The sequence below is a fragment of the Amycolatopsis sp. NPDC004772 genome (genome assembly GCF_053601215.1).
In genome coordinates this window covers 1-22,667 of sequence record NZ_JBSGBK010000038.1, presented here as the reverse complement: position 1 = coordinate 22,667, position 22,667 = coordinate 1, and the positions used below count along the sequence as shown (strand labels likewise).

The 22,667-nt window shown below is 71.2% G+C and carries 24 protein-coding genes and 1 pseudogene; 12 read left to right on the top strand and 13 right to left on the bottom strand.

Features of this window, described 5'->3' with window-relative positions; all coding sequences use genetic code 11:
• Nucleotides 1–54 precede the first annotated feature (54 nt).
• From ACWEF6_RS22895 to ACWEF6_RS22875, 5 genes are read left to right on the top strand one after another with little or no spacing between them, the layout of a single operon-like run.
• A complete protein-coding gene (locus ACWEF6_RS22895) occupies nt 55–1,194 on the top strand; it encodes a 5-methyltetrahydropteroyltriglutamate--homocysteine S-methyltransferase (protein WP_449684817.1) in 1,140 nt (379 codons plus the stop codon).
• The gene (locus tag ACWEF6_RS22890) at nt 1,194–1,538 is read left to right on the top strand and encodes an NIPSNAP family protein (protein WP_449684816.1); all 345 of its coding nucleotides are present in this window, start codon (nt 1,194–1,196) and stop codon (nt 1,536–1,538) included. The genes ACWEF6_RS22895 and ACWEF6_RS22890 overlap by 1 nt, the downstream gene beginning before the upstream one ends.
• Nucleotides 1,535–2,317 carry an IclR family transcriptional regulator gene (locus tag ACWEF6_RS22885; protein ID WP_449684815.1) on the top strand — a complete coding sequence of 261 codons (783 nt, stop codon included), beginning with the start codon at nt 1,535–1,537 and terminating at the stop codon, nt 2,315–2,317. The genes ACWEF6_RS22890 and ACWEF6_RS22885 overlap by 4 nt, the downstream gene beginning before the upstream one ends.
• Before the next feature lie 58 nt (nt 2,318–2,375).
• A complete protein-coding gene (locus ACWEF6_RS22880) occupies nt 2,376–3,596 on the top strand; it encodes an NAD(P)/FAD-dependent oxidoreductase (RefSeq protein ID WP_449684814.1) in 1,221 nt (406 codons plus the stop codon).
• Between the two features lie 32 nt (nt 3,597–3,628).
• A complete protein-coding gene (locus ACWEF6_RS22875; RefSeq protein ID WP_449684813.1) occupies nt 3,629–4,366 on the top strand; it encodes a Clp protease N-terminal domain-containing protein in 738 nt (245 codons plus the stop codon).
• 96 nt (nt 4,367–4,462) lie between these two features.
• Here ACWEF6_RS22875 and gndA read toward each other — a convergent pair whose 3' ends face one another.
• Together gndA and ACWEF6_RS22865 are read right to left on the bottom strand one after the other, a co-directional pair.
• Nucleotides 4,463–5,902 carry an NADP-dependent phosphogluconate dehydrogenase gene (gndA, locus tag ACWEF6_RS22870; RefSeq protein WP_449684812.1) on the bottom strand — a complete coding sequence of 480 codons (1,440 nt, stop codon included), beginning with the start codon at nt 5,900–5,902 and terminating at the stop codon, nt 4,463–4,465.
• Nucleotides 5,903–5,988: 86 nt separating this feature from the next.
• Entirely contained in the window at nt 5,989–6,909 is a 921-nt protein-coding gene (locus tag ACWEF6_RS22865; protein WP_449684811.1) for an MBL fold metallo-hydrolase, read from the bottom strand.
• A 237-nt stretch (nt 6,910–7,146) separates the two neighbouring features.
• Here ACWEF6_RS22865 and ACWEF6_RS22860 point away from each other — a divergent pair, with 237 nt between their 5' ends.
• The 4 genes from ACWEF6_RS22860 to ACWEF6_RS22845 all read left to right on the top strand — a co-directional run bounded on the left by ACWEF6_RS22860 (nt 7,147) and on the right by ACWEF6_RS22845 (nt 10,375).
• Nucleotides 7,147–8,010, top strand: coding sequence for a helix-turn-helix domain-containing protein (locus tag ACWEF6_RS22860; protein WP_013222333.1), 864 nt, complete (start codon nt 7,147–7,149; stop codon nt 8,008–8,010).
• An 88-nt stretch (nt 8,011–8,098) separates the two neighbouring features.
• The gene (locus tag ACWEF6_RS22855; RefSeq protein ID WP_449676680.1) at nt 8,099–8,950 is read left to right on the top strand and encodes an SAM-dependent methyltransferase; all 852 of its coding nucleotides are present in this window, start codon (nt 8,099–8,101) and stop codon (nt 8,948–8,950) included.
• A complete protein-coding gene (locus ACWEF6_RS22850; RefSeq protein WP_449684810.1) occupies nt 8,922–9,770 on the top strand; it encodes an SAM-dependent methyltransferase in 849 nt (282 codons plus the stop codon). The genes ACWEF6_RS22855 and ACWEF6_RS22850 overlap by 29 nt, the downstream gene beginning before the upstream one ends.
• Nucleotides 9,767–10,375, top strand: a complete 609-nt coding sequence (locus ACWEF6_RS22845; protein WP_449684809.1) for a class I SAM-dependent methyltransferase — start codon at nt 9,767–9,769, stop codon at nt 10,373–10,375. Before ACWEF6_RS22850 ends, ACWEF6_RS22845 begins: the two co-directional genes overlap by 4 nt.
• 63 nt (nt 10,376–10,438) lie before the next feature.
• Here ACWEF6_RS22845 and ACWEF6_RS22840 read toward each other — a convergent pair whose 3' ends face one another.
• The gene (locus ACWEF6_RS22840) at nt 10,439–10,693 is read right to left on the bottom strand and encodes a hypothetical protein (RefSeq protein WP_449684808.1); all 255 of its coding nucleotides are present in this window, start codon (nt 10,691–10,693) and stop codon (nt 10,439–10,441) included.
• Nucleotides 10,694–11,122: 429 nt separating this feature from the next.
• Here ACWEF6_RS22840 and ACWEF6_RS22835 point away from each other — a divergent pair, with 429 nt between their 5' ends.
• Nucleotides 11,123–11,377, top strand: coding sequence for a DUF397 domain-containing protein (locus ACWEF6_RS22835; protein ID WP_043788437.1), 255 nt, complete (start codon nt 11,123–11,125; stop codon nt 11,375–11,377).
• Nucleotides 11,378–11,488: 111 nt separating this feature from the next.
• Here ACWEF6_RS22835 and ACWEF6_RS22830 read toward each other — a convergent pair whose 3' ends face one another.
• From ACWEF6_RS22830 to ACWEF6_RS22810, 5 genes are all read right to left on the bottom strand, one after another.
• The gene (locus tag ACWEF6_RS22830; RefSeq protein WP_449684807.1) at nt 11,489–12,013 is read right to left on the bottom strand and encodes a hypothetical protein; all 525 of its coding nucleotides are present in this window, start codon (nt 12,011–12,013) and stop codon (nt 11,489–11,491) included.
• A gap of 76 nt (nt 12,014–12,089) precedes the next feature.
• A complete protein-coding gene (locus tag ACWEF6_RS22825) occupies nt 12,090–13,232 on the bottom strand; it encodes a hypothetical protein (RefSeq protein WP_449684806.1) in 1,143 nt (380 codons plus the stop codon).
• A 21-nt stretch (nt 13,233–13,253) separates the two neighbouring features.
• Complete coding sequence (locus tag ACWEF6_RS22820) at nt 13,254–13,646, bottom strand: FixH family protein (protein ID WP_449684805.1); 393 nt, start codon at nt 13,644–13,646, stop codon at nt 13,254–13,256.
• Nucleotides 13,643–15,040 carry a hypothetical protein gene (locus tag ACWEF6_RS22815; RefSeq protein ID WP_449684804.1) on the bottom strand — a complete coding sequence of 466 codons (1,398 nt, stop codon included), beginning with the start codon at nt 15,038–15,040 and terminating at the stop codon, nt 13,643–13,645. Before ACWEF6_RS22815 ends, ACWEF6_RS22820 begins: the two co-directional genes overlap by 4 nt.
• 95 nt (nt 15,041–15,135) lie before the next feature.
• Nucleotides 15,136–15,972 carry an alpha/beta fold hydrolase gene (locus ACWEF6_RS22810; protein WP_449684854.1) on the bottom strand — a complete coding sequence of 279 codons (837 nt, stop codon included), beginning with the start codon at nt 15,970–15,972 and terminating at the stop codon, nt 15,136–15,138.
• 72 nt (nt 15,973–16,044) lie between these two features.
• Between ACWEF6_RS22810 and ACWEF6_RS22805 the strand changes: the two genes are divergently transcribed.
• On the top strand, nt 16,045–16,620 hold the full coding sequence (locus ACWEF6_RS22805; RefSeq protein WP_449684803.1) for a CGNR zinc finger domain-containing protein: 576 nt from the start codon (nt 16,045–16,047) through the stop codon (nt 16,618–16,620).
• A gap of 340 nt (nt 16,621–16,960) precedes the next feature.
• Here the strand turns inward: ACWEF6_RS22805 and ACWEF6_RS22800 are convergent, their stop codons facing one another.
• From ACWEF6_RS22800 to ACWEF6_RS22790, 3 genes are read right to left on the bottom strand one after another with little or no spacing between them, the layout of a single operon-like run.
• Nucleotides 16,961–17,827: an oxygenase MpaB family protein gene (locus ACWEF6_RS22800; RefSeq protein WP_449684802.1), complete on the bottom strand. Its 867-nt coding sequence runs from the start codon at nt 17,825–17,827 to the stop codon at nt 16,961–16,963.
• A complete protein-coding gene (locus ACWEF6_RS22795) occupies nt 17,827–18,402 on the bottom strand; it encodes a TetR/AcrR family transcriptional regulator (RefSeq protein ID WP_449684801.1) in 576 nt (191 codons plus the stop codon). The genes ACWEF6_RS22800 and ACWEF6_RS22795 overlap by 1 nt, the downstream gene beginning before the upstream one ends.
• Complete coding sequence (locus tag ACWEF6_RS22790; RefSeq protein ID WP_449684800.1) at nt 18,369–19,745, bottom strand: amidase; 1,377 nt, start codon at nt 19,743–19,745, stop codon at nt 18,369–18,371. The genes ACWEF6_RS22795 and ACWEF6_RS22790 overlap by 34 nt, the downstream gene beginning before the upstream one ends.
• Before the next feature lie 176 nt (nt 19,746–19,921).
• On the opposite strand from ACWEF6_RS22790, the gene ACWEF6_RS22785 reads away from it, so the two are divergent.
• Nucleotides 19,922–20,956 (top strand): D-cysteine desulfhydrase family protein, encoded by a 1,035-nt coding sequence (locus ACWEF6_RS22785; protein ID WP_449684799.1) that lies wholly within the window; start codon nt 19,922–19,924, stop codon nt 20,954–20,956.
• 78 nt (nt 20,957–21,034) lie between these two features.
• Here ACWEF6_RS22785 and ACWEF6_RS22780 read toward each other — a convergent pair.
• Nucleotides 21,035–21,601: pseudogene (locus ACWEF6_RS22780) on the bottom strand (DUF998 domain-containing protein); the annotation flags it as partial.
• A 34-nt stretch (nt 21,602–21,635) separates the two neighbouring features.
• Nucleotides 21,636–22,421 carry a protein phosphatase 2C domain-containing protein gene (locus ACWEF6_RS22775; protein WP_449684798.1) on the bottom strand — a complete coding sequence of 262 codons (786 nt, stop codon included), beginning with the start codon at nt 22,419–22,421 and terminating at the stop codon, nt 21,636–21,638.
• Between the last annotated feature and the right edge of the window lie 246 nt (nt 22,422–22,667).

The following is a 22,667-nucleotide window of genomic DNA, read 5'->3' as shown; positions in this document are numbered from 1 at the left end:
ATGATCATGGTTCGGGGGGCGGCGCAACGGCCGGGAATGTGTGACCATCGGTGCATGACTTCGGGTGGCATTTCCCAGGTGGGCCCGCCGTTTCGCGCCGATCACGTGGGGAGCCTGCTGCGGCCCCCGGTGCTGCGCGACGCGCGAAGGCGGCACGAAAGCGGTGAGATCGGCGCGGAACAGCTCCGCGCGGTCGAGGACGACGCGATCCGCGACGTGATCAAGATGCAACGGGCGGCCGGGCTGAGTTCGGCCACCGACGGCGAGTTCCGGCGCGGCTCGTGGCACATGGACTTCATCTACGCGCTCGGCGGCATCTCCAAGAGCGACCAGCGGCTGCACGTCAAGTTCCACAACCTGGCGGGCGACCTCGAGTTCAGCCCGCCGGGGCTGCAGGTCGACGGCAAGGTGCGGCTCGACGAGCCGATCTTCGCCGACCATTTCCGGTTCCTCCAGTCCCATGTGGACCCGGGCGTGACGCCGAAGCTGACCATCCCGTCGCCGAGCATGGTCTACTACCGCGGCGGCCGGGCCGCGGTCAGCGAGACCGTTTACCCCGACCTCGAGGAGTTCTTCGCCGACCTCAGCGCGGCCTACCGGCAGCAGGTCACCGCGGTGCACGGCCTCGGCTGCCGGTACCTGCAGCTCGACGACACGAGCCTCGCCTACCTGAACGACCCGGCGCAGCGGGAGCTGGTCGCGCGGATGGGCGGCGACCCGGACACCCAGCACCTGCGCAACATCGCGACGATGAACGCGGCCCTCGAAGGCCGTCCCGAAGATCTCACCGTGACGACCCACCTGTGCCGCGGCAACTTCCGCTCGTCGTGGGCGGCCGAGGGCAGCTACGAGTTCGTCGCCGAAGCGCTGTTCGGCGAGCTGGCCGTCGACGGCTTCTTCCTGGAGTACGACGACGAACGCTCCGGCGGCTTCGAGCCGCTGCGGTTCGTGCCGAAGGACAAGAAGGTGGTGCTCGGCCTGGTCACCACCAAGCGGCCGGAGCTGGAGGACCCGGACGTCCTGGTGCGGCGGATCGAGGAGGCGTCGCGGTACGTCGACGTCGACCGCCTCTGCCTGTCCCCGCAGTGCGGTTTTTCCTCGACGGAGGAGGGCAACGACCTGACCGCGGACGACCAGCTGCGCAAACTGGAGCTGATCGTCGCGACGGCCGACCGCGTCTGGGGCGTTCACTGATGATCACCTGCGTCGTCGACTACGTCATCGACCCGGCGAAGCTCCCCGACTTCGAGCGGTTCGCCGCCGCGTGGATGCGGCTGGTGCAGCGGGAAGGCGGCATCCACCACGGCTACTTCCTGCCGTCGGAGGGCGCGAGCGACGAAGCCCGGGCGTTGTTCAGCTTCGAAAGTCTGGCGGCGTACGAGCGGTATCGCGGGCTGTTCGGCGTGGACCCCGAGTTCATCGAAGCCGACAAGATCCGCGACGAGAGCGGGTGCGTGGTCCGCTACCGGCGCACGTTCATGCGCCCGCTGCTGCCGGACGACGAACCGGACGACGAACCGGACGACGAAGAAGTGTGAGGCACCGCGCGCAGCGGCCGCCGTCGGTGGTGGATCGGGTCCTGGACCTCTTGGGCGCGTTCACCGCCGAACGGCCGCGGCTGACGCTGTCCGAACTCAGCCGCCGCGCCGGGTTGCCGCTGTCGACCACGCACCGGCTCGCCGGTGAGCTCACCCGGCGCGGTGCCCTTCTGCGCGACGAAACCGGCGCCTACCGCGTCGGGCTGTGGCTGTGGGAAGTCGCCTCCCTCGCCCCGCACGGCGCGGAGCTGCGGGAGAGCGCGATGCCGTTCCTGGAGGACCTTTACGAAGCCACGCACCAGAACGTGCAGCTCGCCGTGCTCGACGGGCCCGAGGTCGTCTACGTCGAGCGGATCTCCGGACGCGGTGCCGTCAACGTCGTGACCCGCGTCGGCGGACGGCTGCCCGCGCACGCCACCGGCGTCGGCCAGGTCCTGCTCGCGTACGCCTCCGCCGACGCACAGGAAGAAGTTTTGGCCGGTCCGCTCAAGACGTTCACGCCCAAGACGATCGGCTCGCCCGCGCACCTGCGGCGGGTCCTGGCCGGCGTCCGGCGCGACGGCTACGCCATCAGCGACGGCCAGATCGAGCTCATCGCCCTGTCGGTGGCCGCCCCGGTCCGGGACGCCACCGACGAGGTCGTCGCGGCGATCTCGGTGGTCGTCCCGGCCGAGGGGACCGATCCGCGGACGCTCGTCCCGGCGGTGCGGGCCGCCGCGCGGGGAATCTCGCGGGTGCTCGGCGCGCCGCGGCCGGGCGGGGAACCACGCCTCGACTGACCGGGGCCCGGTGTGGTCGGATGAGATCGAGGGCTGCCGGATGGGGTGAGGAGAAGGAATGGCCACCGTGCTCGTCGTCGGTGCTGGTCAGAGCGGGTTCCAGGCCGTGGCTTCGCTGCGGGACCGGGGTTTCGAAGGCCGGGTCGTGCTGGTCGGGGACGAGCCGGGCGTGCCGTACCAGCGGCCGCCGCTGTCGAAGGCCTACCTCGCCGGGACGGCCGGGCTCGAACAGCTGCACCTGCGCGGCGAGGACTTCTTCGCCGAGAAGGACATCGAGCTGGTTTCCGGCCGGGTCGCGGAAATCGACCGCGCGGCGGCGAAGGTCCGGCTCGAAGACGGCCGCGAGCTCGGCTACGACTTCCTGGTGCTGGCCACCGGCGCCCGCAACCGGACGCTGCCGGTGCCCGGCGCGGACCTGCCGGGCGTGCTGACCCTGCGCACCCGCGACGACGCCGACCGGCTCCGCGCATCCCTCGAAGGGGCCGAACACGTCGTCGTGGCCGGCGGCGGGTTCATCGGCCTGGAGTTCGCCTCGCACGCCGGGCGCCCGGTGACGATCGTCGAGATGCAGGACAGGCTGCTCAACCGCGTCGCGACACCGGAGATCTCCGCCTACTTCGCCGACTTGCACCGCACCGCCGGGCACACGGTGCTGCTCGGCCAGGGGGTCGCGGCCCTGCACGGCGACTCGCGGGTGCGGGAAGCCGAGCTGACCGACGGCACCCGGCTGCCCGCCGACCTGGTCGTCGTCGCCGTCGGGGTGGTCCCCGACACCGCGCTCGCTGAGGCCGCCGGGCTGCCGGTGCGCAACGGCGTCGTCGTCGACGCGCACCTGAGGACGGCGGACGAGCGGATCTTCGCCATCGGCGACTGCGCCAACTTCCCGTGCGTCCAGGCCGGCGCCGAAACCCGCCTGGAGTCGGTGCAGAACGCCGTCGACCAGGCCCGCTGCGTGGCCGCGGCGATCACCGGCGCCGAGGAGCCGTACGCCAGCCTGCCGTGGTTCTGGACCGACCAGGCGGGCGCCAAGCTGCAGATCGCCGGCCTCCTCGCGGGCGCCGACCGGACGGTGGTCGCGGGCGACCCGGCCGAGGGCAAGTTCTCCGTGCTCTCCTTCCGCGACGACGTCCTGATCGCCGTGGAGTCGGTGAACAAGCCGGCCGACCACATCGCCGCACGCCGCCTGTTCACCGCCGAGCCGAAGCCCGCGTACGCGGACCTCGAAACGAGCGAATTCGATCTGAAGGCCCACCTGAAGGCAGCGTCAACGCGCGGTTGACGCAAGGAGATCGTCAACCTACAGTTGACGGCATGACCCTGCCCTTCAGCGTCAAACTCGACGACCTCATCAACGCCATCAAGAGCAACCACGACCACGACACCCTGGCCCAGCTGACCGACGCGGTCTACCTGGGCCAGCACCTCGGCGAGGTGGCCGACCACCTGATCGGCCACTTCGTCGACCAGGCCCGGCGATCGGGAGCGTCCTGGACCGAGATCGGCGCCAGCATGGGCGTGACGAAACAGGCCGCCCAGAAGCGGTTCGTGCCGAAGGTGGACCCCGGTGGCGACCTGAGCGGGAACATCGAGCGCGTCTACGGCCGCTACACCGACCGCGCGCGGCACGTCGTCGTCGAGGCCCAGAAGGCCGCCGTCGACCACGCCAGCCCGGAGATCGACACCGTGCACATCGTGCTGGGGCTGCTGACCGAGCCCGCCGCGCTGGCGGCCGGGGCGATCCTGGCCCAGGGCGTCCAGCTGGACGCCGTCCGCGAAGCCGCCGAAGCGCGGCTGCCCGAGCCGGTCGACCCGGTGCCGAACGTGGTCCCGTTCTCCGCCGCCGCCAAGAAGACCCTCGAGCTGACCATGCGCGAAGGCCTGCGGCTCGGGCACAACTACATCGGCACCGAGCACATGCTGCTGGCCCTGCTGGAACAGGGCGAAAGCAGCGGCTTCGATGTGCTCGACGGCCTGGGCGTCAAGAAGGACAAGGCCGAGGCGAAGATCGTGGAGGTGCTGGCGGAACTTCTCGCCGCCCGGGGGCAGTGAGGCTCCTGCTGGCCGCCGCGCTGCTCGCGGTGGTCCTGGTGACGCTGCTCTGACCGGGCGGGACCAGGGGGTCTTCCCGGTCAGAGCAGCGGCCGGTCAGGCTTCGGACTCCGGGCGGCCGTCGGCGGCCCAGGCCGTGTGGAACGACCCTTCGCGGTCCACCCGGCGGTAGGTGTGGGCCCCGAAGAAGTCCCGCTGGCCCTGGACCAGCGCGGCCGGCAGCCGGTCCGCGCGGAGGCCGTCGTAGTAGGCCAGGGCCGTCGAGAAGCCCGGCGTCGGGATGCCGAGCTTGACCGCCGTCGAGATCACCGAGCGCCACGAGTCCTGCGCGTCCTCGACCGCCTTGCGGAAGCCGCCCGACGTCAGCAGCGTCGGCAGTTCCGGCTCGTCGGCGTAGGCCGCGGTGATGTCGTTGAGGAACTTCGCGCGGATGATGCAGCCGCCGCGCCAGATCGAGGCGACCTTGCCGAGGTCGATGTCCCAGCCGTACTCGGTCGCGCCGGCCTGGATCTGGTTGAAGCCCTGCGCGTACGCGACCACCTTCGACGCGTACAGCGCCTGCTCGACGTCGTCGGCGAAGCGCTCCAGCGCGGAACCCGACAGCGGTGCCGCCGACGGGCCGCCGAGCCCGCGAGCCGCCGCGCGCAGCGACTTGGACCCGGACAGCGAACGCGCGAAGACGGCCTCGGCGATGCCCGAGATCGGAACACCCAGGTCGAGGCCGATCTGCACGGTCCAGCGGCCGGTGCCCTTCTGCTCGGCGGCGTCCTCGACGACGTCGACGAACGGCTTGCCGGACGCGGCGTCGACGTGGGCCAGCACGTCGGCGGTGATCTCGATCAGGTAGGAGTCGAGCCGCCCGGTGTTCCAGGTGCGGAACACCTCGGCGATCTCGGCCGGCGCGTAGCCGCCCGCGTGCCGGAGCAGGTCGAACGACTCCGCGATCAGCTGCATGTCGGCGTACTCGATGCCGTTGTGCACCATCTTGACGAAGTGGCCGGCGCCGTCCGCGCCGATGTGCGTGCAGCACGGCTCGCCGTCGACCTTCGCCGAGATGTCCTCGAACAGCGGGCCGAGCGACTCGTACGACTCCTTCGAGCCGCCGGGCATGATGCTCGGCCCGTGCAGCGCGCCTTCCTCGCCGCCGGAGACGCCGCTGCCGACGAAGTGCAGGCCACGCTCGCGCAGCGCCTTCTCGCGGCGGCGCGTGTCGGCGAAGTGCGCGTTGCCGGCGTCGATGATGACGTCGCCCTCTTCGAGCAGCGGCGCGAACTCCTCGATGACGGCGTCGGTCGGGCCGCCCGCCTTGACCATGATCACGACCTGCCGCGGCCGCTCCAGCGCGTCGACGAACTCCTGCGCGGAGTACGCCGGGATGAAGTCGCCCTCGTCGCCGAACTGGTCCACCAGCGCGCGGGTCCGCTCCTCGGACCGGTTGTGCAGGGCCACCGTGTGGCCGTGCCGGGCCAGGTTGCGGGCCAGGTTGCGGCCCATGACCGCCAGGCCGGTGACCCCGATGCTCGCCTTCTTGCTCATCCGAATCCTTCCGAAGAACTCTCTCGATTCAGACCCTAGTCCGATCGAGGCCTCAAGGAAGGCCACGGAGGAGCAGCTCACCTAGTTCAGGAGAAGCAGCGGATCGGTCCCTTGTTGAAGGCGAGCATGTCGGTGATCGCCGCCACGAGGTCGATGTCCGCGCCCCACTCGGCGCCGTCGAGCTCGGCGTACGCGCGATGCAGGTTCCCCGGCAGCCGCTCCTGTTCGCTGAGTGACGCGAAGTCACCCAGATCGGTCTCCTTGGCCAGCTCCAGCGGGGACAGCCCGGCCGCCTTCCCGCGCTCGGCCGTCTTCTGGACGAAGGCCAGGTATGCGTCCACTTTGTCCACTACGTCCAGTCCGCACGGGCCGCCGTGACCCGGCAGGATCACCTCCGGGTCGAGCTCGCGGATCACGTCGAGGCCCTGGCGCCACCCGGCCACCGAGCCCATCAGCGCGAACGGGCTGCCGCCGTGGAACACCAGGTCACCGGCGTAGAGGACGCGCTGCGCCGGCAGCCAGACCAGGACGTCGTTGGTCGTGTGGGCCGCGTGCCCGGGGTGGATCAGCTGGATCTCGACGTCGCCGGCGTAGAGGGTGAGCCGGTCGTCGAAGACGATCTCCGGCGGTCGCGGCTCCAGCTCGCCCCAGTCGCTGCCGACGAAGATGCCCTCGAACTTCTGGATGCCCTCGGCGACCAGCAGCTCGCGCGTCTTGCGGTGGCCGACCACGGCCGCGCCGGTCACGAGGTAGTTGCCGTTGGTGTGGTCGCCGTGGTGGTGGGTGTTCACCAGCGTCGTCACCGGGCTGCCGGTGGTCTGCTCCACCGCCGCGAGCAGCGCGCGCGTGCGGCGCTCGGTCGAGCAGGTGTCGATGAGCACGGTGTGGTCGCCGGCGTCGACGAACCCGCAGTTGTTGATGTACCAGGAGCCGTCCGGCTGGACGTAGCCATGGACCCGGTCGGCCAGCCGGGTGACGGCGGCGGCGGAGGGCGAGCGATCGGTCACGGCGCCCACTATGCCCCAGGGCAGGCTCCGCCGGTTGGCCGAATAATTCGGAATTTCACTGGTCCAGGAGAGTGATACCGCAGGTGACTGGCATTCTGCGGCGTTTCCTGGAACGCTGCGCGGTGTCATCATCGAGATCCGCAAGGTGAAGCACTAACCTGGGTGGGTTCGATAGTTCGCGCGCGACGGCGACCGGGAGGCCGCCGTCGCTTGGTAGTGGTCCGGGAGAGCAGGGCGATGGCCAGCACCGTCACCTCGCGCCGGAAGCAGCTCGGGAACGAGCTCCGGCATGCCCGCACCGCGGCGCGGATGACACAGCAGCAGGTCGCCGAGGTCCTCGGCTGCACCCAGGGCAAGGTCAACAAGATCGAGTCCGGTGCCGTCGGGGTGAAGCTCGGGGATGTGCGATCCATGCTGAACGCGTTCGGGATCAACGGCGAAGAGGCCGACACGCTGATGAACCTGGCGCGGGCCGCCGCCGGGCAGCGCGGCCACTGGTCCGGCTACCGCTCGGTGGTGCCGCACTGGTTCCGCACCTTCACCGACCTGGAACCCGCGGCCGCGGAGATTCTCACCTGGCACGGTGAGCGCATCCCGGGCCCGCTGCAGTCCGAGCACTACATGCTCAAGCAGTTCACCGAGGCCGGCGCGACGGACGTGACGTCGCTGGTCCGCAACCGCCTCGACCGCAAGGCGGTGTTCGAGCAGCAGCAGCCGCCCTACTACCGCTTCATCATCAGCGAAGGCGCGCTGCGCCGGGCGCCGGGCGGGTACGCGCCCGCGGTGATGCTCGACCAGGTCGAGCACCTGCTCTCGCTCGAGAAGCACCCGCGCGTCTACGTGCACGTACTGCCGTTCGGTGCGCGGCTGGCCGCGGTGCCCAACGACTTCACGATCATGCGGTTCCCGGACCGCACGCGCGACTTCGTCTACATCGAGCACTCCGCCGGCGGGCTCTACCTCGACGACGTCAAGGACTTCAACATCTTCGTCGACTCGTGGGACAGGCTGCGGGGAGCGGCGTTGGAGCGGCAGGAGACCCGGCAGTTCCTCAAGGAGCTCGCGGAGGGTTACCGCGCGCAGATGCAGCAGCTCCAATAGGGCGAACGGCCGCCTGAGGTATCCCGGCCGGTGAACAACTTTCGGTAGAGTCGGTCTGTTGCGCTGGATTCCCCCGGAAGTGGACATCGTGGACCCCGACTTCCTCCCCGACGTCATCGACCTCGACCGGCCGAACATCGCGCGCATCTACGACTGGGCCCTCGGCGGCACCGCGAACTGGGCGATCGACCGGCAGTTCGGCGAGCAGGCCGTGCAGGCGTTCCCGCTCGCGAAAGCGCTCGCCCGCAGCAACCGCGACTTCCTCGGCCGGGCCGTGCGCTACTGCCTTTCCGAGGGCATCACGCAGTTCCTCGACCTCGGCTCCGGCATCCCGACCGCGGGCAACGTGCACGAAGTGGCTGACGACCACGTCGACGACAGCCGGTGCGTGTACGTCGACAACGAGCCCGTGGCCGTCGCGCACGGGCGGATGCTCCTGGAAGAGGCCGGCGACCCCGAGCGCCACGCCGTGCTGCACGCCGACCTGCGGGACGCCGGCGAAGTCTGGGAAGCCGCGCTGGCCACCGGCGTGCTCGACGCCGACCGGCCGATCTGCCTGCTGACCGTGGCGGTGCTGCACTTCCTGCCGGACGTCACCGGTGTCCGCGAAGCCATCCGCGACTACCGGACGCTGCTGGCGCCCGGATCGGCGTACGTGCTTTCGCACGCGACCGAATCCGGCGTCGAAGGCGACGAGCTGGCGCAGATCCGGAAGCTCGTGAAGCTGTCCGAGCGGTCGAGTTCCCCCGCGGTTTCCCGGTCCCTCGACGAGATCGCCGCGTTCTTCGGTACCTTCGACGTCGTCGAGCCCGGGATCGTGCCTGTGGGAGAGTGGCGCCCGGAGCCCGGCGCCGCCACGGTCCCCCTCGCGAGCGTGGTCGGCGGTGTCGGCCGCAAGCCTGGAGGACGCAATGACTACGCAGGACCCCGAAGCCCCTGAAGGCGTGGACCTGGACCGGCCGAACGCGGCCCGCATCTACGACTGGTTCCTCGGCGGCGACGCCAACTGGGCCATCGACCGCCAGTTCGGCGAGCAGGCGGTCAAGACCTTCCCGATGATCAAGACCGTCGCGCGCGCCGGCCGCGACTTCCTCGGCCGCGGCGTGCGGTACCTGGCGCGCAACGGCGTCGACCAGTTCCTCGACCTCGGCTCCGGCGTCCCGACCGTCGGCAACGTCCACGAGGTCGCGACGGACGTGAACCCGGACGCCCGGTGCGTGTACGTCGACAACGAGCCGGTCGCGGTGGCCCACTCCCAGATCCTGCTGGAGCAGGAGGGTGTCGCGGGACGGCACGCGGTGCTGCAGGGCGACCTGCGCGACCCGGCCGACATCTGGAAGCGCGCGCTCGACACCGGCGTCCTCGACCCGAACCGCCCGATCGGCCTGATCATGGTCGGCGTCCTCTACTTCCTCGGCGCCGACGAGCCGGTGGCCCAGACCATCCGGAAGTACCTGTCGCTGCTGCCGTCCGGCTCCTACTTCCTGTCCTCGCACCTCACCGACGACGGCCTGCACGACATGGCCGACGCGGACAGCCGTGAGACGATCATGAAGCAGTACAACCAGTCGAGCACGCCGCTGCACCTGCGCAGCCGCGCGGAGTTCACGTCGTTCTTCGAGGGCCTGGAGCTGGTCGAGCCGGGCATCGTCTACCTGCCGGAGTGGCACCCGGAGGAGATCGAGTCCAAGGCCACGAAGAAGCTCGCGAACGACCCGGCGTTCGTCGGTCACCTCTGCGGCCTCGGCCGCAAGCCGTGACGGCGGCCGCCTACGACGCGATCGCCGGTCAGTACGCGGAATTCGCCGCCGAGGTCTGGGACAAGCACCCCCTGGAGCGGGCGGTGTGGACGGCGTTCGCGGATTCCGTCCGCGGGCGCGGCCCGGTCGCCGACCTCGGCTGCGGGCCCGGGCACCTGACGGCGCACTTGCGTTCGCTCGGCGTGGACGCGTTCGGCGTCGACCTGTCGCCGGCGATGATCGCGCTCGCCGAGACCGCCCACCCGGGCCTGCGGTTCGAAGTGGGCTCGATGGCGGCGCTGGACCTGCCGGACGCGTCGCTCGCCGGGATCCTGTCGTGGTACTCGCTGATCCACACGCCACCGGCGGAGGTCCCCGCGTACTTCGCCGAATTCGCCCGAATGTCGGCGTCCGGCGGTCACGTTCTGTTGGGGTGCTTCGAATCCGGCGGCGGTCCGCTGACGCCGTTCGACCACAAGGTGACGACGGCCTACAGCTGGCCGCTGGACGAACTGGCCGGGCTGGCGGCCGCGGCGGGCTTCACCGAGGTGGGCCGGGTGTACCGCGAGCCGGTGGCGGGGGAGCGGCCGATGCGGCACGGCGGTCTGCTGCTCCGGAAACCGTAGCCGGAGAAGGCAAGAGCCCCGGTTCCGCAGGAAACCGGGGCTCTTTCGCGGTGGTACGGCAGTTCAGGCGCGCGAGCCGATCCGGCCGCTCATCAGCGGCGTCAGGTCGATCGCGGCTTCCAGCGGGCGGGTCGTGCGGACCCCGTCGGCGTGGCGCCGCAGCGGGAGGTCCTGGTCGGTCGCCCACGTCGTGGTCTTGCGCAGCGGCGCCTGGATCAGGCTGAAGCCGAAGCGGTTCCGCAGCTCGTTCCCGATGCCCCGGCGGCCACGGTGTTCTTCGGCCTCGCGGCGGAACAGCGAGTTCACCCGGACGGCCATTCGTCTACACCCCCAGCTCTCGTCGCGGTGCTTCGGCGCCCCGGAGGGAAAGCGCTTCCGCTTCCGGAGTTCGGACCAGCCTGGTCACGGCCAGCGCGCCGGGTGGCGCACCTTCCTCGACGATCACGCTGTTCCTCCCCCATGAGGTCTTGCGGTGGCGTTGGCTTGGTTGGTTCCGGCTCTGGTCGTTCCGGCTGTTCGGCCCGCCTCGACGACCGCCCGCCGCGGGCAGGCAGTCATTCACCGACACCAGCGCCCCGGCCGATGCGATTAATCCTACTCCTGGAATAATCTTCATGTCGAGGCCGTACCCAGTTGATCACCCGCTTGGCCCTGTGGCTTGCTCCATTGAGACACTGAGTAGCCGGGAGCGGGTGCCTTCGACCAGGTCACGACCGCGCCGCCCATCGATCCTCGGAGGTACGACCCATGGCGGATTATCCGTCGTTCGCGGATTACGATCCGAACACGGCCGTGACCCTGTTCGAAGAGGCCGCCTGGGAGAAGTCGTTCGCCAGCGAGCCCAACGGCGGCAGCTGCGTCGAGGTCAACCTGGGCCGCGACGGCCTGATCGGCGTCCGGGACACCAAGCTCGCGACCAGCCCGGTCTTCGTGTTCGACACCGCCGAGTGGGAAGCGTTCCTGATCGCCGTCAAGGCCGGGCAGTTCGACCTGCCCGCCTGATCGCCCGTACCCCGGAAGACGAATGGTGAAGGCCCCCTTCCCCGCTCTCTACGGTGAAGGAGGCCTTCGCGGCCGTCCGAATACGTCCGGACACCCGATGTGAGGGGAATCTCACCCGATTGCCGGAAGCTCACCCCCGCGCAGCCGGCCGCGGGTCCGGCGCCAGGCCGCCACGACCAGTGCCACGAGCCCGATCAGCGGCAGCGTGCTGATCGCCCAGCTCACGCCCATCGGCGGCCCCGGCTGTTCCAGCACCGGCAACGCGCGCAGCTCGCCGGTGCCGGAACCGGCGGGGCCGTTGACGGTGAAGCGGAAGGTCCAGTCGCCCGGGCGCGGCATCGAGCGGACGTCGAGCCCCCACACCTCGAGTTTGCGCGGGTGCCGGACCAGCGGCTGCTTCCGGTTCTGGCCGCCTTCCGGGTTGAGCATGGTGAGCGTGCCGGACTTGCCCTCGATCCCGCCGTCGGGGATGAAGGTGAAGTCCAGGGACTGCATGGCCTTCAGCGGCCAGGTGCTGAACCCGACGGTCAGCCCGTACGGCCCGGCCTGTACCCGCTCGGTGTGCACGATGTTGACCGGCTCGTAGGCGTTCGCCGGCGCCGCGGTGGCGAAGAGCAGCCCCGCGACGGCGGCCAAGGACAAGAGTGCCCGCTTTATGGGGGTTCCGGGTGGCGGAGCCCCCGGCCGGAGCGGAGCTCCGAATGACACAGCTTTACGCATCAGCGGTTTCCCCCTTCTTCGCGGGCGCCAGCAGGCAGAGCATCCCGCCGAACCGCCACCCGGCGAACCCGCCGAGCAGCCCCAGCGCCGCGCTGAGCACGGCGGTCGTCGTCAGGTACCAGGCCGGCGGCACGTGCGCGCCGGTGTAGAGCAGCGCCCGCTGCAGGGGCAGGCTCAGCCCGAGCAGCAGCCCGGCGATCCCGCCGGCGACCACGGACACCCGGCCCGCGCGCCACCCCCGGCGTCGCCCGGTGAAGTAGACCAGCTCCATCAGCGCGGCGACCGGCAGCAACGCCATCGGGGTCAGCGACGGCATCGCCGGCACCCCGGAAATCGCGTCCCGCAGCGGCAGGCCGACCAGGTCCGCGTACGCCTTCGCCGCCCACGGCGAGAACCACCAGAACACCGCCTGCACGGCCGCGACCAGCGCCGCGGTGCCTGCCGCCCCGCCCGGACGGCGGGTGAACCCGGCGCCGACGGCGACCAGCAGCACCGCCATCATCGACGTCCCGATCGCGACGGCGTCGGCGTAGTCGTCCGGCACCTGCTGCAACCCGAGCGCCAGCACCGGCCCGAAGGTGAGCAGCACGGTCAGCGACGCCAGCGTGCCGAGCCGGCCCCAGCGGCGCTCCCGGGCCGCGGCGAACACCGCGGTCGTGCCGATCAGCGACACCGTGATCGACAGCAGCAGCCCGATGTGCGGCGGCGAGTCGATGACCGCGTCGAAGCCGTAGAGCCCGTGCCACCACTGGTCCCACAGCCCGTACAGCAGGAAGGTCGCCGCGCCGACACCGGAAACCAGGTAGCCCAGCGGGGCCGCGAACGTCCGGCCGAAGACGTTGACCACGCGCCCGCCGATCCGCGGGTCGACCGGCCGCCCCGCGCGCCGCGCCGTCGTCGTCAGCAGCACGACGGCGAGGCTCGCCAGGCCGACGACCGCGCTGCCCGCGTACAGGAACAGGTGCGGCAGCGTGAAGAACGTGTCCGGCCCGACGTCGTCGTGCCACTGGATGTCCCAGGTGAGCCCGACCAGCGACAACAGCGACCCGCCGAGCACGACGTTCGCCGGCAGCAACCCCGTCCGCGCCTGTTTCGCCACCGACGTGGTGCGCACGCCGGATGCGGTGAGATCCATGCCCCCTCCTTAATCGACCGACTACTTGACCAACACGGGAAAGACGATCTGCGCGGGCCCGCCGGGGCCGCGCAGCGAAACGGAAATCTCCCACTGCCCGGACATCGGCAGCCCGACGTCCGTGGCGCGGTACCGGCCGGGCCCGTCCGGCGCGGCGGGGACCGCCGGGAACGCGTGCCCCATCTGCGCCATGACCGGCGCGACCGTGACGGCGTCGGGCGTCGGCCCGGTCACCGTGACCACGATCGTGTTGCCGCCGATGTGGGGCTGTTCCGCGGAGAACTGGACGGTGTAGGGACCCGAAACCACCTGCTGGGCCGTGGGTTTCGCGTCGCCGCCACCCCAGAGCAGCCACGCGGCACCGGCCGCGACGACCAGGGCGACGACGGCGATCAGCAACGTGGGGCGTTTCACCGGCCGGCTCCGGTCGTCGGGACGTCGACCACGGCGGGCACGGTGAGCACCCGATAGCCGCGTTCGGCCTGCAACCAGATCCGGTACCGGCCGGGCTGGGCGAAGGTGTAGGTGAAGCTGACGTCCGGGCCGTATGCGGCGACTGTCTCATCAGGACGGTCTTGCTGGCCTGCGACCGGCGGGATCATGGCGTGGACGTGCGCCCACGTCGGTGCCTTGGCGGCGCTTTCGCCGACGGGGCCGGTGATCGGCCCGGCGATGATCAGGTGGCCGAGCATGCCGAGCCACGGCTGGAGGTCCTGGGCGGGGAAGCGCGCGGTGATCGTCGTCGGCGTCCCGGGACTGATGGTGAGGTCGACCGGCGTGCCGTCGATCGTCCGCGGCCCGGCGCCGGGTGGTTCGGGTGCGGGAGCGGCGGTGCCCTTGAGGTCCACTGTGGACCGAGCCAGCTGGACCCCGCCGCCGCGCCGGGCGAGTTCAGCCGCGACCGCGTACGTGCCCGTCTCCGGATCGGCGAGGTGGACGCGGTAGTCGCCGGGGCCGACGCGCACCGGGTGCAGGTGGCTCAGCCGGCCGGACGGCGAGACGAGCACCAGGTGCACGAGGGCGTTGTCGCGGACCAGCAGGTCGTCGGCCGGGCGGCCGGTGGCGCCGTCGGTGAGACTCAGCTCGAGGTCGTCGTTCCCGGCTCGGACGGCCAGGTTCACCGGCGGCCGCGAGTAATCCACTGTGGACAGCTGGGCGTTCGCGTACGGGTCGGTGACGTTGTCGAACGTCGGGTCCAGCTGGCTGCCGGGCGCGGGTGGCGGGGGAGTGCCCGCCGACAGCAGCGCCCCGGTGACGGCGACGGCGATCGCGGCGACCACGCCGGCGCCCGGGATGAGCGCGAACGCCGTCCGCTTGGCGCGCAGCCCCACGACCAGGGCGATGAGCAGGAAGGCGCCCGCGGCGACGAACCCGCCGTAGGTCGCCTTCTCCCACGGTGGGACCACCCGGGCGGGCACGATGAACGGGATCGTGGCGTTCCGCCCGGTGTCGTCGCTCAGCGAGAGTTCCCACGGTCCCGGTTTGTCGACTTGGAGATTTCCGGGGTAGACGCCCGGCGTGGCCCCGAGGACGACGTCCGCGCGTGAGCTCGGAACGCCGTCGGCCGCGACGGCCAGGTGCAGCGTGCCGGGCGCGGTGCCCTGGTGCGTCACGACGTCCACCCGCAGCGGCGACGGTGTGGTGTCGACGCGCCGGATGATCACGGTGAGCTCGCGCTCGCCGAGCGTCTGGGCGACCTGGACGTCGGTGCCGCTCGGTGCGCCGTCGGCGTGCGCGATCCCGCCGCCGGCCACGATCCCCAGTGCGGCCAGCAGCATCAGCAGTACGGCTCTTGGTTTGCTCCCCATCGTGTGCCGAACCTAACCGGTGGATCCGGTGGCGGGCGTCACGGCGGCGAGGGAACTCCGGTCCCCAGTTCGGGGGACCGGAGGCCCCGGGAGTCTCAGGGGCGGAGGAATTTCCGCAGGTGGGCGACCACTTCGCCGGGCTGCTCCTCGGGCAGGAAGTGACCGCACTCGGCGAGGGCTTGGCCGGTGACGTCGTCGGCGTACTCGCGCCAGATGTCGAGCGTCGGGAGGGTGCCGAGCAGGCCGTTCGCGCCCCAGAGGGCGAGAAGTGGCTGGGTGAGGCGCTTTCCGGCGGCGAAGTCGGCGTCGTCGAGGTCGGCGTCGTCGGGGAAGGAGGCGCGGTAGTCGTCGAAGCCGGCCCGGAGCGCGCCCGGCTGGGAGAAGGCGCGCACGTACTCGGCCTGCGCGTCGGCGTCGAGGGCGTGGCGCTGGTGGGTCCAGCGCTCGAAGAAGTAGCCGAGGTAGGCGGCGATGTTCTGGCCGGCCAGCAGTTCCGGCAGGTCGGGCTGGAGGTGGAAGAGCCAGTGCCAGTACCCCTTGGCGATGCCGGCGTCGAGGCGCTGCCACATCGCGCGGGTCGGGGCGATGTCGAGCACGGCGAGGCGTTCGACCTGGTCCGGGCGGTCGAGGGCCCAGCGGTGGGCGACGCGGCCGCCGCGGTCGTGCCCAACGACGGCGGTGGTGGCGAACCCGAGGTGCTCGGCGAGGGCGGCGATGTCGGCGGCCATGGTGCGCTTGTCGTAGCCGTTCTTCGGCTTGTCGCTGCGGCCGTAGCCGCGCAGGTCGGGGGCGATCACGGTGTGCGTCTCGGCCAGGGGGTCCAGGACCTGGTGCCAGCAGTGCGACGTCTGCGGCCAGCCGTGCAGCAGGAACAGCGGCGGGCCGTCACCGGCGCGCAGGTAGTGCAGGCGGATACCGTTCACGGTGGCCATGCTTTCTAACCGGTTCATAGGGTTAGACGGTAGCGCTGCTTCTAACTGTCTTCAAGGGTTAGAATGACGAGCATGGAGTGGGTCTTCGACGGCGGACGGCCGTGCCTCGACCTCGTCAACACGATGCGCAGCCGGCACGAGTCGGGCGTGGAGCTGCTGACGAGCCCGGACGCGCTGGCGGAGTGGTTCTCGCTGGCGGGCTTGACGACGGGCCCGGTGCCGGTGAAGGCGGGCAACGTCCTGGCGGCGAAGGCGCTGCGGGAGGCGATCGACCGGGTGCTGCTGCCGCCGGAGGAGCCGTCCTCGATGGACGTCGAGCTGGTGAACAACGCGGCAGCCTCGGCACCGGCACCCCCGCCGCGCCTGGCGTTGGCGGGTGGACAGCTGCGCCGCGAGGTCCCGGCCCCGAAGGACCCGGTGGCGGCAGCCTTCGCAGCCCTGGCGGCGGACGCAATCGACCTGGCCACGAGTGAGGCGGAGGTCCGAGTCTGCGCAGCCGACGACTGCGGCCTCCGGTTCTGCGACGCCTCACCCCGCCGCAACCGCCAGTGGTGCTCGATGTCCCGCTGCGGAAACCGAGCCAAAGCCCGAGCCCACTACGCCCGCACCGCTCCCCAGGCGAGGCAAGATGTGGACAACCCGGCCTAGTCACCTCCCTCACCACCGCATTCCGTCAGAGCCACCCGATACGCTGGAGACGGGGGGCGCCCCCGCGGGCCACCGCCCCTCAAATCCCACGTGTCGCCCTCCTCATCACGTGAGTTGCCCCTCCAGTCACGCGAGTTGCGCCTCTAATCACGCGAGTTACGCCTTCAGTCACACGAGATCGCTCTCCGATCACGCGGAATCGGCCTGCGATCACCCGAGTTCGGGCTGCGATCAAGCGAGATCCGCCGTCAATCACGCGAGTTCGGCCTGCGATCACGCAAGATCGCGCCTCAAGCACGCGAGTTGCGCCCTCGACCACCGAAGGCCCAGCCGAGCGGCGTCAAGACCGCTGCGCCGAGCCGGGGCCATTGCCGCCGATCAACCGGTCGTAAACCCTCGGATGCGCGCGGAACCACACGTTGAGCTTTCCGATCCACCGCATGTGCGCGGTCCGCAACCCGGCCGGGATCGGTGTCGCCACCAGCTGCACCGCCGCCGCGAAGCGGTCGAACCGCCGCTGGTCCCGCAACGTCCACTGTAGACTGAGGCGCTCGCGGAGGGCCGGCGGCAACGTCGCCCGGATCAGGAACATCTGGATCCGGGCGTGCCACCGCCACCACGAGTCGGGCAGCCACCGGACCGGCTTCCGCACTGTCCGGATCGTCTCGAAAAGCTGTTCGATCGCCGGATTCGTCGCAAACTCCGCCACCATCGCGTCGTAATACCGCTCGAAAGCCGCCCAATCCGGCGGCAAATCCCGCGAACGCACCCCCAGCATCCGCCCGATGTCACACATCTGCGCGTAGTACTCGTCCAGTTCCGATGTGGACAGACGCCGCCCGAAGAACCGTTGCGCATCAACCGGAACCTTCACCAACGTCGCATGCACCCACGCATACGCCGCGGGATCCAGCGCGCTGTACCGCCGCCCGTCCGTCACACCCGTGAACTTCCGGTGCAACGCACGCAACCGAGCCGCCTCGACGCGTGCGCCCGCCGGCCCTCCGTAGACGTAAATCGACAGCGATGCGCCCGTTCGCATCAGGCGCGTCCACGGGGCCGACGTGTAATCCGAGTGGTCCCGCACCCCCGCCGCGACGACCGGGTGGGCCACCTGGAGCACCAGCACCTGGCCGGCCAGCAGCCCGTCGCGGAAGTCGCCGAAGTACTTCCACGCCGCCGTGCCGCGGACGACCGGGCGAGCCATCAAGCTCCGCGCAGCAACATCATCAGCGGCTCGGCGACCGGCGTGTCCGTCTCGCCCGTCGCCAGGCGCCGCAGCTGCAACCCCGCGATCAGCGCCACCACCGGCCCCGCCAGCCGCCCCGGGTCGGGCACTCCCAACGCGCTGAGGATCGTCACCGCCAGTTCGTCGTACGCCGCGAAGCACCGCGAAGAAGCTTCGTGCAGCTCCGGGTCCCGCGCCGCCTGGAGGTACAACTCGTGCGCGCCGAGCTCGTCCGCGCCGAACGGCAGCTGCGCGATCACGTGCTCCACCACCGACGCCGCCTGCTCGACGCTCAGCCCCTCCGAGCGGTAGCCGTCCACGATCGCGCGGAGCTTCGCCGTCTCGTCCTCGACGAACAGCAGCATCGCCTCGCGCAGCAACGCCGTCTGGCTGGGGAAGTGGTAGGTCAGCGTCCCGAGGGAGACACCCGCGGCGGCGACGATCCGGCGGTTGGTCAGCCCGCCGACACCGTGTTCGCCGACGACGGTCAGCGCGCCGCGCAGGATGGCCTCCCGGGTGCTCACCAGCTTGTCGCGGGATGCCGCTCCGGCCACCGTTCGACCTCTTCCAGTTGCGCGGCAAGTGAAATCAGCCGCTCCTCGGCGTGCGACGGGCCGAGCAGCTGCGCGCCGAGGGGCAACCCGTCCGCCGTCTGCCCGGCCGGGACGTTGACCCCCGGCCAGCCCAGCACGTTCCACGGCCAAGCGTACGGGCACGCGGCGATCATGGCCTGGTCGGTCTCCCAGCCGGACAGCCCGTCGAACGTGCCGATCGCCGGCGGCGGGGTGGCGGTGGTCGGCGTCAGCAGGACGTCGACGCGGCCGAACACCGAGCCGATCCGCCGGTGCAGGCCCGGCTCGAGGGCACGGGCCAGCCGCAGTGCGGGGCCGGCCAGCAGGCGGCCGTGGCCGGCGTTGCTGCGCGTGCGGGGGTCGAGCCCGGCCCGATCGGGCACCCGCAGCGTCCAATCGCGGACGCCGGTGAGCGACCGCGGTAGGAAGGTCAGCCCGATCAGGCCGTAGTCCGGCTCGACCTCGACGATCTCGTGCCCCAGCCCGGCCAGGGACTCGGCGAGCCGGCGCACGGCGGCGTCGACGACCGGGTCGAGGCGGGTCTTGGTGGCGGTGAACGGGATCCGCGTGGACAGCCCGATCCGCAGCTTCCCGGGCTCGCGCGCGGCGGCCGCGCGGAACACGCCGGACGTCCCGGCGGCCGCGTCGAGCAGCAGGGCGGCGTCCTCGGTCGTGCGGGCCAGCGGCCCGAGGACGGTGAGGCCGTGGAACAGCTCGCCGTCGGTCGGGATCCGGCCGCGCTGGGTCTTGATCCCGACCAGCCCGGTCCACGCGGCCGGGATGCGCACCGAACCGGCGCCGTCGGACCCGAGCGCGGCCGCGATGACCCCCGACGCCACCGCGGCCGCGCTCCCGCCCGAAGAACCCCCTGGGGTGTGGCCGGTGTGCCACGGGTTGCGCGTCACGCCGAAGGCCGGGCCCTCGGTGAACGGCCACTGGCCCAGTTCGGGGGTGTTCGTCTTGCCGATGATCACCGCTCCGGCCTCGCGCAGCAGCGCGACCGCGGGCGCGTCGGCCGTCGCGCACGGGAATTCGCCGAGGCAGCCGAACGAGGTGGGCAGGCCGGTGAGGTCGACGTCGTCCTTGATCGCGACCGGCACGCCGAGCAGGGGAGCGCGCTCGCCGGCGGCCAGGCGGCGGTCCGCCTCGGCGGCTTCGGCGAGGGCTTCGTCGTCACGCAGGTGGCGGAACGCGTTGAGCGTCGGCTGGCTCGCGTGCGCCCGCCCGAGCGCGGCCGCCGTGAGCTCCGCGGAGGTGATTTCACCCGCGGCGAGCTGCGCAGCCTGGGTCGCGAGGCCGGTGAAGTCGAGGCTCGTAGCGGTCATGGTGGCCCCCGAAGGTTCTCGTTCGTTCGAACGAACGTTACCGGATACCGACGGTCTTTGGCTACTCGGCCGCTGGACGTTCGCGATGGCGTGCGCGAGGTCGGGCCGCACACTGAGCTCCGCTTCGCGGTGCTTTAACCCCCTATAGTGGTTAGAAAGCCGAGCCTGGAGGGCCGATGACGTTCGACTTCGCCGGATTCCCCGACGCCGCGCTGGCGGCGATTCCCCGCGTCGACCTGGGTGGCTGGCCGACGCCGCTGCACGAGGCGCCGCGGCTCGGCGAAGCCCTCGGCTTGCGCAACCTCTGGCTGAAGCGCGACGACGTCCACCCGCTCGGCGCCGGCGGCAACAAGCTCCGCAAGCTCGAGTACCACCTGGGCGCGGCCCAGGCGGCCGGCGCGGACACCGTGATCACCTTCGGCGCGCTCCAGACCAACCACGGCCGTCAAACCGCCGCCGCGTGCGCGAAGCTCGGCCTGCGCTGCGAACTCGTGCTGACCGCCAAGGTCCCGCGCGACGGCGAGGCGTACGAACGCGGCGGCAACCTCCCGCTCGATAAGCTGTTCGGCGCGACCGTCCACGTCTGCGCGGACGGCGAGGAGACCGGCCGCACGTATGACCGGCTCGTCGCCGAAGCCCAGGAAGACGGCCGGAAGGTCTTCACGATTCCGGTCGGCGGCTCCAACGACCTCGGCGCCCTCGGCTACGTCCGTGCTACGTACGAACTCGCGAAGCAGCTGGAAGAACGCGGCATCGAGCGCGCTCACCTCGTCGTCCCGCACGCCAGCGGCGGCACTGCGGCCGGCGTTGTCCTGGCCACCGCGCTGCTCGGCGGCCTCGGCGTCGGCGTCGCCTGCGTCAGCCACCCGCTCGACGAGGCCACGGAGAACCTCCGCGACCTCGTCGACGGCGCGGCCAAGCTCCTCGGCGTCGAGCCGCCGCCGTCGCCCTTCCCGCACGCGAGGCTGGGCGATTCCACCCTCGGCCCCGGTTACGGCATCCCGACCGACGCCGTCTGGAACGCGTTACGGCTCTTCGGGCGCACCGAGGGCGTGGTGCTCGATCCGGTCTACACCGGCAAAGTGGCCGCCGCGCTGGTCGAATGGGCGGGCCATTTCGCTCCGGACGACCACGTGGTGTTCCTGCACACCGGCGGCATGCCCGGCCTGTACGGCTACGCGCCCGAATTCGCGGCGGCCGTCGAAAGCTGACTCCAGCCGGGCCGCCAGCCACAGCAGCGTTCCCAGCAGCACGACGTCGGCGAGCAGCAGCAGCCGTTGCGTGACGCCGATCGGGAAGGCGTCGGAGATTTCGCGGAACGGCGTCACCCCGGCCTCGCTCAGCCGCACGAACACGAAGCTCAGGGCGAAGAGCGCGAACGCGCCCGCGGTCAGCCGGATCGACCGGACCAGCGCGACGCGCTCCGACCGGCCTTTCAGCGGCTCCAGCAGCGAGATCGCCGCGCCGGGCAGGCTGCAGAACGCGACCAGGCACGCGTAGAGGTGGATTTCGCCGCTCACCGGGTCGGGCGCCTCGGGGTAGCTGGCCGGGAAGATCGCGGCCGCGGCCAGCCCGAGCGCCCACAACGCGAGCAGCAACCGGGTCGTCCGCGACAACGGCACGCCGGCGACCTGCAGCGCGCCGAGCACGGCGAGCGACCCGATGGCCAGCGAGAGCACGCTCGCCGCGAGCATCCCTTCGCCGCGGTCGGTCACCGTGTAGCTCGACAGCGTGTCATACACCGGATTGCGCGAGCTGACGATGTGCAGCACCACGGCGGTGAACAGGCCCCACCCGATCGCCGCTACCGCGACGAGCCGCCACGGTCTCGTGCGCTTCCCCGTTTCCGTCCCCATGCGTCCAGGTTCGCGGGAAACGCGACCGCCGTGATCAGGGAAGACCCTGATTCGGCCCCTGATTGAAGTCCACGAGGACGAGCGCCTGGTCGTCGTGCCGCTTCGGCCGGGGCCAGCGCTCGCCGTCCGGATCCTGCTTTTCGGCGGTGCGGACGGCATCGAGCACGGCGTCCGGCCCGTCGCCGCGGGTGATCGCCAGAACTTTGCGCCAGTCGAAAAGTTCGTATTGGTCTACGCCGATGGACACACCGTCGCTGGCAAGCAGCACCGCGTCGACATCGGCCCGCGGCCAGCTGCGCCGGACCGAGTGGGCAGCGGCCCCCGGGACGGCTTCGGCGACCCAGAAGCCGTCGTGGGCGTTGCGCCGGCGCCGGACGTCGGCGCCGGTCTGGAGCAGCCCGCGTCTTCGCAGCCGGGTCAGCCGGTCGTCCGAGACGACGTCGACGCCGAAGCCGCCGAACCCGACGACCGGGCTATCAGCCAGGACGAGCGCATCGACCCGGTCTTCGAGCCAGCGCACGGCCGCAACCGTGCTCGACGGCGAACGTTGCGGCTGTAGTTCGTATTCGGCGGTGAGGGCGGCGATCGCGCTGGTCAGCACCTCGGTCAGGTCGGCGTCCGGGGCCGCGCGGAGGTCGTCGGCGAGGCGCCGGGCCAGGCGTTCGGCGTACCAGCCGCCGGGCGGGTGCGAGGGATCCGAAGAAGTGGCGCCGTCGAGGACGAGCACCGCGTTGTCCAGCACGACGACGTGGTCCTCGGTGGGGCGTGGGTGGCCATCGGCGCCCACCCCGGCCCGTTCGGCAATCGCGATCTCGGGCATCACCCGACTGTACGTCGCCCGTCCGGCACGTTCGCGCTGAGCGGGGCTCGGTGAGCCGGCACACTTGCCCGCCCTCCGGCGAAATCGGAGCGCCCTTTCGCAGCTGCTTCACCGGCTCGAACGAGACGCGGACGCCCAAGCCAGCACCCCACCCAGACCTGCCCCGCCACCCCGATCCGAAGCCAGCACGCGGACGGTGGTGCCGGGTCAAGGCACGCTTTCCCGCCTTGACGCGGTACCACCGGC